This window comes from Chryseobacterium sp. GTID13 (assembly GCF_056172655.1).
In genome coordinates, this window is record NZ_JAOCMB010000007.1 from 313,527 (window position 1) to 329,569 (window position 16,043).

11 protein-coding genes and 4 pseudogenes are annotated in these 16,043 nt (G+C 38.3%); 5 read left to right on the forward strand and 10 right to left on the reverse strand.

The annotated features are described in order from the left end of the window. Positions 1–58 precede the first annotated feature (58 nt). The 10 genes and pseudogenes from N4G44_RS20685 to N4G44_RS20730 all read right to left on the reverse strand — a co-directional run bounded on the left by N4G44_RS20685 (position 59) and on the right by N4G44_RS20730 (position 9,756). Complete coding sequence (locus N4G44_RS20685; protein ID WP_474929622.1) at positions 59–748, reverse strand: YiaD family glycine zipper/OmpA-like lipoprotein; 690 nt, start codon at positions 746–748, stop codon at positions 59–61. A gap of 25 nt (positions 749–773) precedes the next feature. Then, positions 774–1,265, reverse strand: a complete 492-nt coding sequence (locus N4G44_RS20690) for a lipocalin family protein (RefSeq protein WP_048503244.1) — start codon at positions 1,263–1,265, stop codon at positions 774–776. 124 nt (positions 1,266–1,389) lie between these two features. Beyond that, the gene (locus tag N4G44_RS20695) at positions 1,390–3,072 is read right to left on the reverse strand and encodes a S8 family serine peptidase (protein WP_474929626.1); all 1,683 of its coding nucleotides are present in this window, start codon (positions 3,070–3,072) and stop codon (positions 1,390–1,392) included. Between the two features lie 76 nt (positions 3,073–3,148). Continuing rightward, positions 3,149–3,769: a WbqC family protein gene (locus N4G44_RS20700; protein ID WP_474930113.1), complete on the reverse strand. Its 621-nt coding sequence runs from the start codon at positions 3,767–3,769 to the stop codon at positions 3,149–3,151. Positions 3,770–3,826: 57 nt separating this feature from the next. Continuing rightward, positions 3,827–5,473 (reverse strand): signal peptidase I, encoded by a 1,647-nt coding sequence (gene lepB / locus N4G44_RS20705; protein WP_474929628.1) that lies wholly within the window; start codon positions 5,471–5,473, stop codon positions 3,827–3,829. A 126-nt stretch (positions 5,474–5,599) separates the two neighbouring features. Next, positions 5,600–6,300: pseudogene (dapB, locus tag N4G44_RS20710) on the reverse strand (4-hydroxy-tetrahydrodipicolinate reductase). A 58-nt stretch (positions 6,301–6,358) separates the two neighbouring features. Next, positions 6,359–7,014, reverse strand: a pseudogene (locus tag N4G44_RS20715) (DUF5683 domain-containing protein). Continuing rightward, positions 7,014–7,904 (reverse strand): ParB/RepB/Spo0J family partition protein, encoded by an 891-nt coding sequence (locus tag N4G44_RS20720; protein WP_040995519.1) that lies wholly within the window; start codon positions 7,902–7,904, stop codon positions 7,014–7,016. The pseudogene N4G44_RS20715 and the gene N4G44_RS20720 overlap by 1 nt, the downstream one beginning before the upstream one ends. A 70-nt stretch (positions 7,905–7,974) precedes the next feature. Continuing rightward, positions 7,975–8,747 (reverse strand): annotated as a pseudogene (locus tag N4G44_RS20725) (ParA family protein). A 166-nt stretch (positions 8,748–8,913) separates the two neighbouring features. Further along, positions 8,914–9,756: an energy transducer TonB gene (locus N4G44_RS20730; RefSeq protein WP_474929633.1), complete on the reverse strand. Its 843-nt coding sequence runs from the start codon at positions 9,754–9,756 to the stop codon at positions 8,914–8,916. Positions 9,757–10,138: 382 nt separating this feature from the next. Here N4G44_RS20730 and N4G44_RS20735 point away from each other — a divergent pair, with 382 nt between their 5' ends. From N4G44_RS20735 to N4G44_RS20755, 5 genes and pseudogenes are all read left to right on the forward strand, one after another. Next, a complete protein-coding gene (locus N4G44_RS20735; RefSeq protein ID WP_474929637.1) occupies positions 10,139–10,606 on the forward strand; it encodes a hypothetical protein in 468 nt (155 codons plus the stop codon). Further along, positions 10,591–11,739, forward strand: a complete 1,149-nt coding sequence (locus N4G44_RS20740; RefSeq protein ID WP_474929638.1) for a hypothetical protein — start codon at positions 10,591–10,593, stop codon at positions 11,737–11,739. Before N4G44_RS20735 ends, N4G44_RS20740 begins: the two co-directional genes overlap by 16 nt. A gap of 238 nt (positions 11,740–11,977) precedes the next feature. Beyond that, positions 11,978–13,882: a hypothetical protein gene (locus N4G44_RS20745; RefSeq protein WP_474929642.1), complete on the forward strand. Its 1,905-nt coding sequence runs from the start codon at positions 11,978–11,980 to the stop codon at positions 13,880–13,882. A 191-nt stretch (positions 13,883–14,073) separates the two neighbouring features. Then, a pseudogene (locus tag N4G44_RS20750) lies at positions 14,074–14,899 on the forward strand (N-acetylmuramidase domain-containing protein). Positions 14,900–15,246: 347 nt separating this feature from the next. Continuing rightward, on the forward strand, positions 15,247–16,041 hold the full coding sequence (locus N4G44_RS20755) for an FkbM family methyltransferase (RefSeq protein WP_474929644.1): 795 nt from the start codon (positions 15,247–15,249) through the stop codon (positions 16,039–16,041). Positions 16,042–16,043: the final 2 nt, after the last annotated feature.

Consider the following 16,043-nt stretch of genomic DNA (forward strand, 5'->3'; position numbering starts at 1 on the left):
AAAAATACAAAAAAAACCGCCGAGGCGGTCTTTTACGAAAATATTTATATAAAATTAATTACTGCCCTTGCTGAGCATCGTTAATCATTTTCTCATTAGCTGTAATGGCAAATTCCACTCTTCTGTTTTTAGCTCTTCCTTCTTCTGTATCGTTGCTGGCCACAGGCATAGCCTCTCCTTCTCCTTTAGTAATCATTCTGCCGGATGCAATTCCTTTTCCTGAAAGATAAGCTTTTACAGCATCTGCTCTTCTTTGTGAAAGAGACAGGTTGTAAGCATCTGTACCTTTGCTGTCTGTGTGACCATAGATATTGATATTGGTATCCGGGTTATCAACAAGTACTTTTGCCAGTTTATCAAGGTTAGCCTGAGCGGTAGAAGTAAGATTGGAAGAGTCAAAAGCGAAGTTCACAATGCTCTCGTTCATCGTAATCTTAATACCGTCTCCTACTCTTTCTACTTCAGCTCCAGGTAGAGTTTCTTTGATCTCCTTAGCCTGCTTGTCCATTTTATTACCGATCACGTTACCTGCAACACCACCGATAATACCTCCAAGCACTGCACCTAAAGCTGCATTTTTACCTTTACCTACATTATTACCCAAAATACCCCCGATTACAGCTCCGGATGCAACACCTACTGCTGTACCTCTCTGCTGGTGGTTAGAATTCTGAACAGCTTCACAGCTGGTTAACAATAATGCTGATGATAAGAAAAGAGCTCCTATATATGTTTTAGTAAATTTCATTTTTTTAATCTTTATATATTATAAATTATTTCATTCCTGTTCTCTGGAAGTTGTAAACAACCTGTACTGTGCTTCCGTCGAAAGGAACGTTCTGTACAAGTGAAAACTGGTCTGTAGACTGGTTAGTGATTGTTAAAGAGTATCCTACAGTATTTTGCTTAGCTTTTGTTCCCGCAGCGATTTTTTTAAACAGGAAAGTATTGCCGTCTTTTACTTCAAATTTAATCGGTTGTGTAAGGCTTGGACAAGCCCCACCTCCGTTTAAAGTATAGGCACCGGTATAGTTATTTGGAATTAATCTCCAATGACTTCCTACAAAACACTGAGCGTCTGCTCCTTCATCAAAAGGCTTGATTTTAAAACCTTTTTCATAATCTACACTTACAATTTGCCAATCACCTTTTAATTTCAGGTATTCGACTCTCTGGTTTTGTGATGTTTCTGCTTTTTTCACTGAGGAACAAGACACTGCAAAAAGTGATGTTCCGATCATCCCTGCAAGTAGTAACTTTTTCATTTTGTTGTTTATTATTTTGTTATTTATAAAGTTACAAAAAACCGTGCCAAATTGAATAATAAAAATAAAAAAGTCCGAAAATTTCGGACTTTAAATGCTTTCTCCTTATATACAGGGAGATATATTATTTTTTAACAGCCTTTTTTACGGATTTCGCAGGCTTGGCTTTGCTTGATGATTTACCATCATAAAAGTTGGTATAAGCATATTCCGCAGCTTTCTGAAGATCGATCACTCCTCCCGCCTGAGAATAGTCTGAAAATTTATTCTCGGCATTCGGATTACTGCTTTTCACAAGTGCTTCAATGATCTGGTAAGGCTTCAGATTAGGCATGTAAGCCAATAGCACAGCTGCCGCTCCGGCTACTACCGGCGATGCCATAGAAGTTCCCTGAAGGTATTTGTATTCGTTTTTAGGCACTGTAGAATAGATTTCTTCACCTGGTGCAAAAACGTTTACCATTTTCTTGTTGTAGTTGGAGAAACTTGCTCTAAGCTCGTTATTTCTGTTGGTACTTGCTCCTACAACCAATACGTTGTTTACAAATGGTTTTTCATCTGCTGCATTTTTAAAGTTGGTAGGGTAAGCAAGGTGCTCAGCCACATCTTCGTTTTCGTTACCTGCTGCTTTTACCAAAAGAACTCCTTTATCTTCAGCATATTTAAAAGCATCCCATACTACATTTTTACCAGGAGAAACCGGTTTTCCAAAGCTCATGTTTAATACTTTAGCACCGTTATCAACTGCGTATCTGATGGCATTGGCAACGTCTTTATCTCTTTCATCCCCGTTCGGAACGGTTCTTACAGACATGATTTTTGCTACTTTGGAAGCTACGCCATACTGTATTTCTTTTCCCTGAGGAAGTCCGGCAATGATTCCTGCTACGTGTGTCCCGTGCTCCGCATCAGGTCCTTCATAATCGTTGTTACCGTAATTCTTTTCGGAATAATCATCATAGTTATCCCCAACGATTTCTTTTCTCGGATCATAGCTCAGATCGTACTGCTTGGACTGCGGTGCAAAATGATCGATAGCTTCTTTCATCTGCTCCTTCATCAGTTTTTCGAAATCTGCTGATGATTTCCCTTTGAATTCAGGGCTTTGAGAAACCTGTCCCAAAATATTAAGTGCAATAGCATCTTTCTGGTCCGTCGGAGGTTTAATTGCATTGATAGTTTCTGCCGTAACAGGCTTGCCTCCCAATAGTTTTACCATATTCGGGATAAGCGTATTGATCATGGTATAGGTCTGAAGGTTCTGTTTTGCCTCTACACTTTTTTTAGTGAAAAGATCCTTCGATTTCATGTACATGGCAAACTCTTCCGGCATTTTTGCCTGGTTCTCTTTGTTTTTTGCAGAGTCATCTCCTTCGAAAACAGGCTTGTATTTAGCAACAACTCTTGTTACCTCCATATTGTCGATATCGATATCACCGTTTTTTCCGCCGATAAAGTTCCAGCCATGTATATCATCGATGTATCCGTTTCCATCATCATCTTTTCCGTTTCCGGGAACTTCATTGGGATTTGACCAGATATTTTTCACAAGCCCCGGGTGATCTACCTGAACACCGCTATCCAGAACCCCTACTACAACAGTTTTCGGCTTAAGGCCTTTGGATTCTAAATATTTATAGGCATTCGCCGTATTTACTCCGTATACTTTTGATGTAGAAAAATCCTTATGATACCAAGTCATAAGATCTTTATCTTCTTTAGGATCTACACTCTTCGCCTGAGATTCCTGAGCGTAAGAGAAACTAAAACCTGCCAGAAAAACAGCAGCTAATAATACCTTTTTCATATGTTGATACTTATTTTTTAAGGTCATATGTCATTGCCAATTGACTGGAATATTTTCCGGTTACCGGCAGTCCATACTATAATTGTTTAATACTTTTTATATATGTCAGAGATTCGGGTCCTTTGTTACAAATAAGATCCAGAACCGACAAATCTTCCAAAAATCCCAGCTTATCAGAGAAGGTTTGGTAATATTCTTCCATTTGAAATTCAGAAGGAAGTTTAGCCGAAAATTTCTCTCTGAAATTAATGCTTTCAGGATTTTTGATATATTCTTTATTCAAAGACTGTGCCTTTTCTGTTTTAAGGATCTGCTGAATAACTTCCAGTCCTTTCAGGTTGAAATCAATGAGAAATTTTTCTTTCAGATCATATATTTTCCTGAATTTATCTTCATAATATTCAAAATAAGGCGAACTCTGATAGGCTGTTTTGATGGATTTCCAATGCAGGTTTCTCCAGTCTTCACGATACGAAATTTCAATGTCTTTGTACTCTCTTTTCCCATTGTGATTGATGGGAATTATTAAGGAAAGTTTTCCGTTTGCCCCATAGATATTGGCTCTGTTTCTGTAGGTCTGCTTCGGGAAATTTTCGAACTGTTCAAATATAATCTCATTTTCAGGATTTAAAAACACTGAAAACCATGAAATCGGTGGCATATAAAATACCGGCAATAATACATTCGTCATATTCATCATATAAAAATGAAGTATTTTTTCAAATACTTCATTCTATTTTAAGTTTAAATTTAATTATAATTCGTCTTCTGTTTTTTTCTTTCTGAATAATTTCATGAAATAATCCCAACCGAAGAATAATATAAGGATCATAGCTGCGATCCACCAGTATGAAGTTTTATTGGCCTCACCTGTATTGGTTGCTTTGAACATTCTTTCCCAACGGATCTTAAACGGAGCTTGATAAGAGGAGCTGCTGTCCTTGAATGCACCCTGAAGGCTCATCCATGTGAACATTGGTTTTCCAACGATATTCTCTTCCGGAACGAAACCGAAGAATCTTGCATCCAGTGAAGCGTCCCTGTTGTCCCCTACCATCATATAGTAATCCTGTTTGATGGTATATTGAGTGGCTTCTTTACCATTGATGAAAATTTTACCGTTTTTATTTTCCAGACTGTTATGTTCATATTCTGAAATAATCCATCTGTATTCCGGTAAAGTCTCCTGGTTAAGCGTTACAACATCACCTTTTTTAGGAATTTTCAAAGGTCCGTACCAATCCTGGTTCCAAGGTTTGTTGATCGGGAAGATAGACTGTGTAGTATCTATTTTTGTTTTTGCTTCATCTTTATAATATACTGCTGCTTCACCTTTTGCTGTAATATCTTCTTTCATGTCAATTACCTGCGGAAGCTGTTTGATTTCCTGAGCGGTTTTATCAGTCAGCCCCTGGAAGGCATAAATATATCCTTTTTCACCCTGAATCTCCTGTACCGGCAAGAATCCATAAGTGTTATATAGTGCAGGAATATCCAGTTGGCTTCCTGTATTTACAATATATCTGTGCTGTACTTCCTGATCACCTAATACGGTCTCTGGTTTTCCATTAACGAAAAGTCTTCCGGCTCTCATTTCAAAAGTATCACCGGCAACCGCTACACATCTTTTAACGTAAGGGTCTTTTCTGTCAATCGCTGTATGCACAGAATCCTGAGGATAGTTGAAAACCACTACATCATTTTTGTGAGGCTTATTGAACTGGAAAATTCTGGTATAAGGAAGCTTGATACCATCTATGTAAGATTTGGGATCGTCTTTTGGATTACCTTTCTGTCCGGTATCCATGATAGTTCCCTGAAGGAATGGTATAGCTACAGGGCGCATCGGCATTCTGTATCCATAGCTCCATTTGTTCACGAACAGGAAATCTCCCACAAGAAGCGTTCTTTCCATAGATCCTGTAGGAATCCCGAAAGGCTGCGTTACAAAAACGTGGATAATGGTTGCAAAAACAACCGCAAAAGTAATAGACCCAATGAATGTATCTTTCTTCTTTGCATTTTTTTCTTCGTCTGTAGTAAACAGGTCATCAGCATTTTCATCTTCTATTTCCACATCTTTGGAATAGTTCACCGTAGCCATGTAAATAAACGGCAGGATAACGGTAAGAAGCTGGTTCTGGAAAAGATTTTTCCCGAATTTCTTCATTAAATAAATATGGAAAACAGACATCATAATAGGTCCTACTATCGGAAGGTAAGACAGAATTGCCCACCATTTCGGATGTTTTGTTTCCTTTAATATAATGAAGTAATTATAGAAAGGGATAAATGCAAATAAGGGACTGTACCCCATTTTTTTGAACAGCTTCCAAGTGGAAATCCCCATCAGTAAAGACAAAATGAGAACATATACTGTATAAGTTAAAAAATAATTCATAGTTTTTTGTGCCTATTCTAAATATATAAATGATGAGTAATAAATGATTACAGCATTCTGCTATTTACAATTTACTATTCATCATTTTCTTTTTAATTGGTCTGCAATTTAAAGAATTTGTTACAATTAAAGTCCCAAAACATCCTTCATTGTGAAGTTTCCTTTTCTGTCTTTGATCCATTCTGCAGCAACTACCGCTCCGAGGGCAAACCCGTTTCTGTTGAACGCGGTATGTTTTATTTCAATTTCGTCTACTTCACTTTTGTAATAAACGCTGTGGGTTCCCGGAACCTCATCTTCCCGGATGGCAAAGATTCCAAGCTCATCTCCTTTGGTTTCTTCCAGTTTCCAGGCATTAAATTTTGGGTTATTTTTGATGATCCCCTCAGCAATGGAAATTGCAGTTCCGCTGGGAGCATCTTTTTGTGTATGTGATGAATTTCTTCCAGCTGGCAGGAGTATTCATCCACATTCTTCATAATTTCGGCTACTTTTTCGTTCAGTGCAAAAAATAAATTGACACCCAGACTGAAATTTGAGCCGTATAAGAATGCACTGTTATGGTCCACAGCCATTTTTTCAACCTCTTCTTTTTTCTCCAGCCATCCTGTAGTACCGCAGATTACCGGAATTTTGTTTTCAAGGCATGCTTTGATATTATCATATGCAGCTTCAGGCAGTGAAAATTCGATCGCTACATCAGCATTATTAAGGTTTTCAGCTGTTGGGGTTTCTTTCAGGCGGGCTACTATTTCGTGCCCTCTCTTTTGGGCAATCTCATCAATAATCTTCCCCATTTTACCGTATCCAACTAATGCTATTCTCATATGATATTTTATTTTAATCTGTGAACTTTCAGTTCACATGATGTGTATTATTCTGTTTTTAAAATCTGTAACTTAAACTTAAACCTGTTTTCGGAGTAGAAAACCCATACTGATCCTGAATTACTGTAGGGTTGAAGCTGAGATCCGGGTCGTGCCGGCTTTCGTAAAGATGGGCATCTACTACAGCATCTACAATATTCAGAATGTAGATGAGACCTGTAATGGCTATAGCGTAATCTCTTTGTCTTTTGTACCTGTCCTGGGCGTTTCCGAAAGCTTTTTTATCCAGCCAGGGATGGCTGTCTACAAATTCATTAGGAGTTCCGTTAAGTTTCGCGATATAATATTCACGGTATTTTTTGTACTGGTTATTACTCCAGATCGTATACCCGATACCGGCTCCTACAGCCCCCACACAATGGGAATTTTAATGTATTTTTTATTGTAATACTGTCCAAGACCAGGAAGTACGGCAGAGTACAGCCCGGCTCTTGTAGGATTGAGTTTGACGGTTTTTCTGGTAGGTCCGTTTGCATTTTCAAGATCTTCAACAATCTTCGCTTCTGTTTTTGCAGGTTTTGCGGGTTTTACAGTTTTAGTAACAACCGCACTGTCTTTCGGAAGAGGCCCCATACGAACAGTATCGCCGGGAGTAACCTGCGAGTAAGTGAAAGCAAAAATGCATAAAAAGAATGTGAAAAATAATTTATTCATTATTTAATGTGGGATAAAATATACTCCAGTTCTTCTTCATTTTTGAAGTCCAGGAGAATTTTACCTTTTTTTCCGTTTCCGGAGGTTTTGATTTCTACTTTTACATCTAAAATATCAGCAATCGTTTTCTGTGCTCTCTTATAATTGTTGGAAAGCTCAGTTTTCACTTTTTTTGCTGCCGGTGATTTAGGATTCTTCAATGCTGTAGCAGCCTGCTCGGCCTGACGTACATTGAGTTTTTCTTTGATGATCAGATCGAATAAAGTCTGCTGGTGCTCTTCATTTTCAAGACTGATGATGGCTCGTCCGTGTCCTGCAGAAATCTCACCGCTTCTGATGGCATTCTGAATATCAGGATTCAATCTCAGGAGCCTGATGGAATTGGTAATGGTACTTCTGTCCTTTCCTACTCTCTGGCTCAGGTTTTCCTGGGTAAGACCGATTTCGTCCAAAAGCCGCTGATACGTCAGGGCAATCTCAATAGCATCAAGATCTTCTCTCTGAATATTTTCAACAAGAGCCATTTCCAGAAGCTCCTGATCATTTACTAAACGGATATAAGCAGGAACCGTCGGAAGACCGGCAATTTTACTGGCACGGTAACGTCTTTCCCCTGATATGATTTCGAATTTCTCACCGTCTTTCCTTAAAGTAATCGGTTGGATTACTCCCAGGTTTTTAATTGACAGGGCAAGTTCGTTTAACGCTTTTTCGTCAAAATAAGTTCTCGGCTGGGTGGGATTCGGATAAATATCTTCAAGGGCTACCTCTACGATATTTCCTACAAACTTGTCTGCTCCTTCATCAGTAGCGGAGTTGACACTCGCTTTGGATTCAGCACTCAAGATGGCGCCCAAACCACGTCCCATAGCTCTTTTTTTGTCCTTCATATATATAATTGATAAATGATGATTGATAAGTGATGGTGCTCATTCACTTATGAGTGCATTTATTATTAAATTAATTTTTTACTAAATTTTCGTTTTTCAATAAAACCTCTTCAGCCAGCTGGATATACTGAATTGCTCCTTTGCTTTCTGCATCGTAATTCAGGATACTTTCCCGAAGCTAGGTGCTTCGCTCAGCCTAACGTTTCTGCTGATGATGGTTTCAAAAACCATGTCAGGGAAGTGTGAATTCACTTCTTCCACCACCTGGTTGGATAATCTTAACCTGCTGTCATACATCGTAAGAAGCAGCCCTTCTATACCAAGCTCTTTATTGTGAATCTTCTGTACATTTTTAATGGTATTCAAAAGCTTACCAAGTCCTTCCAATGCAAAATATTCACACTGAATCGGGATAATCACAGAATCTGCTGCAGTAAGGGCATTCACCGTAATAAGTCCTAAGCTCGGTGCACAGTCTATAATGATATAATCATAATCATTTTTTACTTCTGCCAATGCTTTTTTCAGCATATACTCACGGTTTTCTTTGTCCACGAGCTCAATTTCCGCTGCTACCAGATCAATATGAGAAGGAATGATATCCAGATTAGGGCTGGCAGTTCTTTTGATACATGTTCTTGTATCTGCACTGTGTTCCAGAAGATTATATGTAGAGTACTGAACATCTTCCACACCCAAACCTGAGGTTGCATTGGCCTGAGGATCAGCATCAATGATCAATATTCTTTTTTCCAATACCCCCAATGCAGCTGCAAGGTTTACAGCCGTGGTAGTTTTTCCTACTCCTCCTTTTTGATTAGCGATACCTATGATTTTTGCCATTATTAGAACTTTAGGTTTCAAAAATACACTTTTTTCTTTGCTCACGATGAGTGGCGAAATCCAAAATTGAGTTAAAGTATTGTTAATAAACGGTTTAACAATTAAAAAAATTATCCACAAAAAAAATTCTTTGTGGATAACTATTTAAGATTGGTTTTTAACCCAATTATTCAAAGTTCATGGTGATCGGAAATTTGAAATAACTTCTTACCGTTTCGCCCTGCTTATTTTTAGCCGGCTTCCATAATCCTTTAACATTCTTAATGGTTCTTATGGCTTCATTATTAAATTCAACATCCTTTCCATTAGCTTTTAATCCAGAAATGGTACCATCTTTTTCTACAACGAAAGTTATAATTGTTCTCATGGTATCTCCATTACCTTCAAATCCTGAAATGTCAAAATTGTTCATTACCTTATTTCTGAATGCATCAATTCCGCCGGTAAATATCGCTTCAGAAGCTAGCTCACTATCACTTGCAATATGATTATCAGGAACTTTTGCCGGTGGCGTAGGCGGAATATAAGGTACTGCCGGCCCTGTTCCTGCCTGAGGTGGCACAGGATGATAATTTGTTGTTGCAATAGTTCCTTCCGGATTACTTATCGGTCCGGCAACTGCTCCTTCAATTTTTTCTACCACTTTTTCAGTTTTTACATTCGCTGTAGGCTCAGGAATGGTTGCATCGTACGTTTTAACCTTTTCAGGTTGAGCCGCAGGTATATTGATTTCCACTGGTGGCACAAAATCGGGCTGATCAACATCTTTAACATTAAATGGCCCAAAATCGCAATATATAGTATGATCTATAATCTTAGGTCCTTGCAATGCCGAAATCACAAACGGCGTTATAGAAATAGCGGCCAATAAACTAATCCCTACAAAAAGGGCTTTGGTCAGTATTTTATCTGATTCATTTCTTAATACATAGGCACCATATTCTTTGTTGCGGTGCTCAAAAAGAACTTCGTTGAAACGAAATTCCTGGTTTTGATTTAGGTGTTTCATCACTATTAAATATTTAAACTGTTAAAATCAGTGATTATTAGTTTTTGTGTTCTTATCGATAAGTATTGTTTCGACATCAAAACATTTGCCAAAATTTTATCAAAACATCAATAATTTAAAAAATATTATAATAAAATAAAAACTTTAACATTCTGATTGATCAGAAATATTCAAAAGAAAACAACAATTCATTTTATTATTCGCAAAAAATTAGTTTTAAATTACAAAATATTCACCATAAAATTAAAAACAGTAAAAACCCCATCCAAAAACAGGAAAAACACTGATGAATTAATTTCAAAACCAGAATACATTTGTACCATAGAAAATCGGGGATGCTGAAAACCATAAAGAGTAAGCAACTAAAAAAAAACTTATAATTATGCCAACTTTAACACAAGAAGCAAAATCAACTTCATTAATGAGCATGCTTTTAAAGCAAGTTTATGACACCTTAACCAACGGAGGAAATCCTGAATACCTGGGAACTAATGATTTCATAGCATTTGATCCGGTAGGGATTACATTATCGGAAGATACTTTCGATTACGCACTGAATGGATTATTCGGGGATGCTCCTTCACCAAAACCTATGCTGGACGGAACAGGAAAACCAATCCTGGATGCCAACGGAAATCCTAAAATAGATATGGAAACCTACCAGACTGCCCTATCCAACAGCAAATTCAAAAAATATCTTCAGATGGAGCAGTTTGCCGCCATGGTAGATTCAGTACCTTCTCATTTGCCGCCGCTTACTGAAGACGGAAAAGGAAGAACCATTACCATTATGACTGATTCTGAAAAAAAGTTTCCAAAGTATATGAGGATCTTTTGCAGTGGTCCGTAGTGGTGGACACGGATTTCGATAAGAAAGTAGAAAAGAAACTGGACTCCCTGAGAGACAAATTATTCAAAATAAAAAAGGTGAAGAATCCTGATTTTGATGAAAATGCTCCGGTAGATGATCTGAACAAGCCTGAACTGATCCATACGTTTGTAGCGCCTACTTATGCAAAATATGTAGAGTACCAGATGAAGTATTATGATATCGTAGATGCCAATAACGAAATCCGAACTGCTGCAGACAATGGGGATACCGATGCAATGGCCAAAATATCCATTGACGGAAAAAACATGAAAAAGCGTGAAGATGCCGCTTTGAAAGCATGGCAATCTTTAGGTTACAAAGAAGCTGTGGAAAGAATTCAGAATTACCTGAGCGAGATTGAAGAAAAGCATATGCTGGTCATCAAGAAAAGAATCCAGGCAGAATTCAGAAACAGCCAGAGAACAAGAATTCTAGATTACACCAATTATTCTCCATGTATTCCGGTAGCAGCCAATGCCTTAAGAGAATCAAAAGGGTGGCCTGAAATCTCCATATCACAGGGGAAATCGAATTATGATTATTCCAAAACCATTCATAACTGGAGTGCCGCAGGAGGCTTCAGCATGGGACTATTCTCAATCGGAGCAAAAGGAGGAGGAAAAAATGAGAAAACCCAGATCAATTCCGATTATTCCAGCATGAATATCTCTTTCAAAATCGGAAAAGTAAAAGTAGAAAGAGGCTGGTTCAATCAACAATTCATAGAATCCAAATACTGGAAGCTTCATGAGCAGTCTCCACAAACACTGAACGGCGATATGATCAGCGATGGAAACGGAAAAGGATTAATGCCATCCATCATCACAGAACTGATTATTGCCAAAGATGTTTCCCTTGACTTCAAAGACAGCAGCTCAGCTTATACAGATGTTAAAAATTCCGTATCCGCAGGAGGTGCGGTAGGAATAGGACCTTTCGTTATTGGCGGAAACTACAGCTACGATAATCAGAATGTAAAATCCAGCTACGAGTGGGACGGCAAAAAACTGGTTTCAAAAGGAATTTACATTATCGGTTACAAATGCCATATCGTGCCGAAATCTCCGAACCCGAACCCTGAAATTAAAAAATGGGCAGACGGAAAATCATAGTCAGATAAGGAAGTCTGAAGCCGGGAAAAGGAAGTTACTTAAAGCCGAAAGTATAAATTTTGCGGCAACTATTCAAAAAAACAAGTACCCATTAGAGCTTCCAGCTCCGATCTTCAAACTTCCAGATCTTTCAATCTTAATTTCACTCACCTGAATTTAGATTACTTATATCCTTCTCAATAGAATAACCGGTGGAAGTTTTTCTGCCGGTTATTCACCTAAACCAAAAACGATAACCATGAAATATTTTGTAGCCGTCTACCAGAAGCTGAAGAACATTTATATGTCCCAAAGTTCAATGGAAAATGACCTTCCGATGATCTGCCCTTCCCTGCGCATCTATGATAATGAGGAACTGGAGCTTCTGAAACCCCAGAGCTTACTGAATGATGAGCAGAAGAAAGCTCTTTCGATTATTAAAAAGCAAAATGTAGCGTATGAACTGAATTCAGTTCCTATTTCGCCCAACTTCTGGGATTTGAATCCCAATAATTCCCTGTTTGATATTTACAGGGATATCCTGGATAAAAATAACCTGAAGGACCTGGAAGAAAATCTTGATAAAGTCCTTGAAACCAAAAGCACGGTTCTTTTTGATGCCAAAAACAGCGATACCAAAGAGTTCAAAGCTTATAAAAAATACAGAACACTGCACGAAGACGCCGTGAATAAAGTGATGGATCACCTACTTCTGCTCGACAGCCTTGAAACTGACGAGGAAAAAAGCAACTGGAACGACAGGCTTATCACTTTAAATAATCTGAAAGAACTGGCTTTTTCCGAATGGAAGGTAAAAGGCAGCAAGGATGTTATTGAAAAAGAACTCACAAGAATCAATAAATCTTCCGATGCCGACCTGTATCTTGCCATGGCACAAAATGCCAAGCATATTTTTGAAGCAGCAGAAAAAACTGATGTGATCAGCAATTCTTCCATTCACGACATCAATTTTATTCCGTATGATTTCATGGAAAATGAATCGGGATGGAACAGCATGCGTATTGAAAAATCCGAACTTGAAGGACTGCACTCCGAGGCAAAAAACAGCAATGAAAATATTCCTTCAGAGATTTTATCCATAGATTATGACGAAAGCATGATCCAGGCTGTGGAAATGGATTATTCGTTTGTTCATCTGAAAAGGAACTGGTTCAATAAAAATTTTATGCTGTCTGATTATTTTGAATGGAAAGAACCTAAAAAAATATCAGACGGACAGACCATTTCAAACGATTTCAAACTTCCTGCATTCCCAAAAACAATGATCCTGATTAAAAACCTGAAAGTAATCCTGGATCCTTCCATCAACAGCGCCAATGTGAGCAATACCGAACAGCTGATTTATTTCGGGCCCATGGTCATGAAGCAGCAGGTTTTTGTGAATAAAAACAATAACCAGAAGTTCCTGAAAGCCATCACCAATGTAAAAACGATCAAATCCGACCAACTGAATTACTTAGCCAAAAAAACAGTTATTGCAGAGACCCAAAAAGCAAATATCATCAATAATTTTTCAGCCAGAACAGCACTTGAGCCTGAACCGGCAGAAAATATAAAGACTGCGGCCAATGCATCATTTGCCGGAAAAACGAATATGGGAAATATTCTGAATAATATTAAGAATTTAAGCCCACTGAATCCAGTGCCACACGGGGCCAGCCCGGTACAGCCTGCTCCTCAGCCTACCAACCCTATTAAAACACCGTGGGGATCATGGGGTCCAAAGTTTCCGACTATTCCCACTCCTACTCCAACCCCTGTACCTACTCCCGTTCCCACACCAATTCCAGTCCCTGTTCCGCAGCCACCTACAGATGCTGTTGTACAGTTCCGGATTTCTGATAAGATCAATAATGAACCTGTCTATAAATGTGCTATTTCCATTAAGGGAACTAACAATAACAGGATTTTTGAGATTGAAAGCAATGAAATAGGCATCATCAGCCAGGCAATCCCAATCGGAGAATATAGCATTGAGCTGAGAATTGATGATTATGCGGTTTTAAATCAGAATTTCAGTGTTAACAGTGCTATGCCGCTTAACCTGGAATACAAACTCCAGAGGGAAGAAGTGAAATTCAAATCATTTTTCCTGATTGGAATGATCTGTGAGAGAATGCCGCAGATACCGGTTAATCAGTAATTGACGAGAGAAAAGAATCAAGAATCAAGAACCAAGAACCAAGAGCCAAGACATCAGATATCAGATATCAGATATCAGATATCAGATATCAGATTTAAGACTTAAATGCTAGATAATATCTCATCGTACTTTATCTAAAAATATCATTTATCATTCATCATTCATCATTCATCATTTATAAAACTATCGCCATGAAACTTTTAAAATATTACACCAAAGCACCGGAAGTGCTTACATTATGTGAGATCCTTTACAAACTGGGATATGATCTTAAAATTACAGATTCTTTCACTCTGGAAGTGGATGCTGCCGTGAAAGATTTTCAACAAAAAAATTCTCTGGTTGTAGATGGAATCGTAGGGGTAAAAACCTGGGCCGTCCTTCTTGAAAAGGATGAAAGACCGGAAAGCCAGACTCAAAAATTCTTACAGGAAGCAGATCTTATCCACTTCGCCGATGAATACAGCCTTGAATTGGCTGCGGTAAAAGCAGTTAATGAAATCGAAAGCAGCGGAAAAGGTTTTCTGATCAATAACAAGCCGAAAATATTGTTCGAAGGCCATATTTTCTGGAATGAACTTAAAAAAGAGGCATTGATCCCAATTCTTACTACAATTCGGAAAGCCGGAACGTTCTTTACCCGAAATGGACAAGGGCATACTACGAAGGCGGCGTGAAAGAATATGACCGGCTCAATGAAGCCATCAGTCTGGATACCAATCCTGAATTCAAAGAAGCGGCACTGTCTTCTGCTTCATGGGGAAGTTTCCAGATCATGGGTTACCATGCCAAAAGCTTAGGATATGCTGATGTAGATGACTTTGTTTCGAAAATGGAACTGAATGAAGCTGAACATTTAAAAGCTTTTGGAAAATTCCTGAAAAAAACGGCTGTCTTGTTCATCTGAGAAGTAAGAACTGGGCAGGCTTTGCCAAACTTTATAACGGCGCCGGCTATAAGGAAAATAAATACGATGAAAAGCTGGCGAAGGCTTATGCAAAATATTCCCAAAACTAAACAGGTTGTTTTTACAGTTCCCACAGATAGTATGGATTTTGAGAGAATTCCGTGCAGTTTGTGGGATTTTTTTGTGCGCCTGTAAAACCACCCCGTCAAAAATTCTTTAAATTTTCGCCACCCCTCCGAAGGAGGGGAATTCTGGACCGACAAATTTTCTTTTCCCGTTTACACACTTCAGGCGGAACTCTTCCATATGGTACTCATCATATCAATCTGCCGGAATTCGGTTTTTCTTAAAAACAACATTCAAAGTTATATATTGATAATCAAACGGTTATATTTGTTATTTTTTAACATTAGTTTAACATTTTTGTTTATCTTTGCTTTTCGTCAAATACCCAAGAATGTCTTTATATCAAAAAATTGCAGAAAATCTACAATATATAAGTCCGAGTTTTTACAAAAAAAGATATTTTAAAAATTTAAACAATCTTACTAAGGATAATTTTTCGGCACGTAATGTAGAACCGGAGCTGGTATGGATCAAGGAGTACCTTCCCAAGAATGCTGTAATACTGGATATAGGGGCCAATGTAGGAACTTTTCTTTATCAGTTGGAGCACAAGCTGAATCATGAGCATATTTATGGTTTTGAACCTAACAAGAAGCTTTACCGCCGGCTGAAAAGACTTTTCCCAAGAATGAGAATACTTCCCCTGGCGTTATCTGACGAAAACACGACCGCTGAATTTAAGGTCCCGATCATTAATGGCAAACTGATTGCCTCCCGGGGAACTTTAAACACTTCTTATAAAGAAAAAGGTGAAGAGAGAAGCTATACGGAAAAGGTAAAAGTGATCAAGCTGGATGAATGGGCTGCTATAGAACATTTTGACAGGCTGGATTTCATCAAAATAGATGTGGAAGGCAATGAAATGAAGACTTTATCCGGAGCCCAGAAAATCATCAGAAAATTCCTTCCGACACTGATGGTCGAAATGGAGCAGAGACACCACGAAAGCCCTATCTGGAAAGACATTTCTGAAGTTAAAAGCTGGGGTTACGAAGCCAAATATCTTAACCGCGACAGTTTTAAGCTGGAACTCCTGACGGAAGAAATCTTAATACACAACACCAACGATGAAAAAAACAAGACCAGCTATATAAACAATATTATTTTTACGCCAAAAAACCATTAAAA